Source organism: Pseudonocardia ammonioxydans (assembly GCF_900115005.1).
Taxonomy (GTDB): domain Bacteria; phylum Actinomycetota; class Actinomycetes; order Mycobacteriales; family Pseudonocardiaceae; genus Pseudonocardia; species Pseudonocardia ammonioxydans.
In genome coordinates this window covers 1-3,320 of record NZ_FOUY01000118.1, presented here as the reverse complement: position 1 = coordinate 3,320, position 3,320 = coordinate 1, and the positions used below count along the sequence as shown (strand labels likewise).

At 71.6% G+C, this 3,320-nt stretch carries 4 protein-coding genes and 1 pseudogene; all 5 read left to right on the top strand.

Features of this window, described 5'->3' with window-relative positions; all coding sequences use genetic code 11:
* The coding region (locus BM093_RS34375) for a glycoside hydrolase family 140 protein (RefSeq protein WP_143105713.1) at positions 1-744 on the top strand (744 nt) is incomplete at its 5' end.
* Entirely contained in the window at positions 741-1,010 is a 270-nt protein-coding gene (locus tag BM093_RS34370) for a hypothetical protein (protein ID WP_093357558.1), read from the top strand. The genes BM093_RS34375 and BM093_RS34370, both read left to right, overlap by 4 nt.
* 26 nt (positions 1,011-1,036) lie before the next feature.
* Positions 1,037-1,405: a hypothetical protein gene (locus BM093_RS34365; protein WP_093357554.1), complete on the top strand. Its 369-nt coding sequence runs from the start codon at positions 1,037-1,039 to the stop codon at positions 1,403-1,405.
* A complete protein-coding gene (locus BM093_RS34360) occupies positions 1,392-2,903 on the top strand; it encodes an alkaline phosphatase PhoX (RefSeq protein ID WP_093357549.1) in 1,512 nt (503 codons plus the stop codon). The genes BM093_RS34365 and BM093_RS34360 overlap by 14 nt, the downstream gene beginning before the upstream one ends.
* Before the next feature lie 4 nt (positions 2,904-2,907).
* Positions 2,908-3,320 (top strand): annotated as a pseudogene (locus BM093_RS34355) (hypothetical protein); the annotation flags it as partial.

The window sequence follows — 3,320 nt, the reverse complement described above, 5'->3', positions numbered from 1 at the left end:
ACACGGCTGCCGTGGGGTGTCCGTGTAGCACGAGCTGCTCTCCCGTTGCTCGCGAGTTGGACGTCGTGGACAGGTTGCGAGTGGATCAAGATTGCCGACTGGCTGGACTTCCACATGATCCAGGGCGGGCACTGCCTGCGCTATGACGTGCGCGCCGACCTGGTCGAGTCGACCTACGGCGCGGCCCCGGCGAAGCCGTTCCTCGACGGTGAGCCGATCTATGAGGAGCACCCGTACTGCTGGGAGCCCGAGCAGGGCTTCTCCACCGCGTTGGATGTGCGCCGGGATGCCTACTGGTCGGTGCTCGGCGGGGCGGCCGGGCACACCTACGGCCACCACGCGGTGTGGCAGTTCAATGACGGTGGTGATGGGGAGCTCGGCGCGCGGGGGAGCTGGACCGAGGCGCTGGAGTTTCCCGCGGGCGGGCAGATGCGCTACCTGCGCGAGCTGATGGAGTCGCTGCCATTCACTCACGGTGAGCCCGACCTGTCGGTGCTGGGGTCCGAGCCGGGTTCGGGTGCGGAGCGGGTCGTGGCCAATGTCGCCGCCGACGGCTCCTACCTGCTGGTCTACACCCCGGCCGGTGAGGGGTTCTCGGTCGACACCAGCGTGGTGACCGGCGAGCCGGCGGCGTACTGGTTCAACCCCCGCACCGGCGAGTTCGACACCACCAAGGTCACCGAGAAGTACAGCCCACCAACCAGTGATGAGGACTGGCTGCTGCTCGTGGAGGACACCGCATGACCAGCAACCACGGTGACCTCGACGACGACTGCGAGTTTGATGCCGATGACCCCGACGACTACGGGCACGTGCCGTTCCCGGCCCGGCGCAGCCGCCGCGGCCTCGGCGGGACGGATGGGCAGGTCACCGCGCGTTTCGCCGACGGGTCGCTGTGGCTGGCCTACACCGGCGCGGGCGAGCACCTCTCGTGGAGCGCGGCGGATCGCAGGGGTGTGTTCGACCTGCTGAGCACCGAGGACTACCGGCCACCGACCGAGCAGGACTGACCAGTACCCGACGAGCGGAGGACGCGATGACCAGCCGAGACGACCAGCACGACGGGCAGGCCCCGGCCCACGGCCACAGCTTCGAGGGGCGGCCGTTGTGGTCGGCGCGTGATCGCGACGCCGATCAGCTGCGCGAGCTGCTGCGCCGGCGCGGCTTCGTCGAGTTCACCGAGGGCAGCGACGGGTTCGTCGTCGAGCACCCCGACGACGACGGGCCGATGCTGCTGGTCCACACCGGCCAGCCGCGCGCCGAGCGGGTCGCCGCCGAGCAGGACTACGCGCGTCTGCTCGAGCAGGCCGGGTACCGGTTCGCGCCGAACGCGACCGGCGACGGGCAGGGCTGGCGCGTCTGGCCGCAGCCCACCGCGGGAGACAGCACCGATGCGCGGGCTTGATCGGCGCACGTTCCTGGCCCGCTCCGGGCAGGCGGGGATGGCGGTGAGCCTGCTCGGCGCCCTCGACGGGCTGCTCACGGCGCCGGGGGCCCGCGCCCAACCCGCGTCCGGGTTCACCGGCTACGGGCCGCTGGTCGACGACCCCGACGGGCTGCTCGCACTACCCGAGGGCTTCGAGTATCGGGTGGTGACCGAAGCCGGCACGACCCGCATGAAGGGCGGCGAGCCGAGCCCGGGGATTCATGACGGCGCCGCGGCGTTCGACGCCGACGACGGCAGCGGCGACGTGCTGGTGGTGCTCAACCACGAGGTGCGCGGCGGCCCGGACGATGACGGCGCCGTCCCCCACGAGAGCGGGCTGGTGTATCGCGACGACGCCGGTGGCGGTTGCACGATCGTCAAGACCACCGGCGACGGGGAGTTGATCTGGGAACAGGTCGGCCTGGCCGGTACCTCGACCAACTGCGCGGGCGGGGTCACCCCGTGGGGGACGTGGTTGACGTGTGAGGAGACCGAGGACGACGGGCACGGCTGGGTATTCGAGGTCGACCCGCACGACCTGGACGCCAACCAGGACCCCACTCCGATCACGGCGTTGGGCCGGTTCGTCCACGAAGCACTCTGCATCGACCCCGGCACTCTGACCGTCTACCTGACCGAGGACACCACCGACCCGCTCGGCACCGTCTACCGGTGGACACCGCCCTCGGATTTCCGGGGCCGGCCCGGCGAGCTCGCCGCTCTCGACGCCGAGGCCGGGGAGCTGGCCGGGCTGGTGTGCACCGATGAGCGCGGCGCCCGGGTCGACGAGGTCAACACGACCTACGAGGTGGAGTGGGTCCGCCTCGAGGATCGCGGCGCCGAGAACGGGCCGTTGCGGACGGCGGAGGGCATCACCCGCGCCCACAAGCTCGAAGGCGCCTGGTGGGCCGACGGGGGCGCCTACCTGGTCTCCAGCTACGCCGACTCCCACCGCGGCCAGATCTGGCACTACGACCCCGCCGCCGCGACGCTGCGGTTGACCACGGTCTTCGGCACCGACGCCGACGGCGAGACCGTCGAAGCCCCCGACAACATCGTCGCCGCGCCGTATGGCGGGCTGATCCTGGCCACCGACGGCGATACCGACAACCACCTCGCCGGGGTCACCCGCGACGGGACCGTCTACCCGCTCGCGCGCAGCCAGATCGGCTCGGAGTTCACCGGGCCCGCCTTCTCCCCGGACGGGCGCGTGCTCTTCGCCGGAATCCAGAAACCCGGGATGCTGTTCGCCATCACCGGCCCCTGGCACGGGACGGAGTCCGCCTCCTCATCGGGCGGTGGCTCCCGGTCCTCCACCGAGGGCGACAACGACAACGTCACCGGCGAGAGTCGGAAGCGGGGGTCGGCCAGCGGCTCCGAGACGTCCTCGTCGCGCAGCTCCGAGTCGCGTCGGCGCAGCACGACCCCGCGATCAGGATCGGGTCGGTCGTCGGGGACATCGACCGACGGTGGGTAGCGACGTGCACCGACGGATTCGGGCCGCGGTTATCGGGCTGGCGGCCGCGGGTGCGGCGCTCACCCTCGCCGCAGCGCCTGCTGGGGCGCCGGCGGCCGCAGAACATCCCGTACCGCAGCGGATGGAGGTCGCGCTGCGCGCCGCCGACGACAAGCCGCTCGATGAGGAGGGCGGCGCCGGGGGCGCCGGTGCCACGATGAGCCTGGACGGCACCCGGGTGCCGGACCCGCTGGTGCTCGACAACGGCGACACCGTCGACAGCGTCGACGACTGGGAAAGCCAGCGGCGCCCCGAACTGTTGGAGGCCTTCGCCGACCACGTCTACGGCCACACCCTGCCCACACCGGAGCCCGACGAGGTCACCTTCGACGACCAGCCCCTGTCCGAGGGCGGGAAGAAGGTGAGCATCGAGGTCAC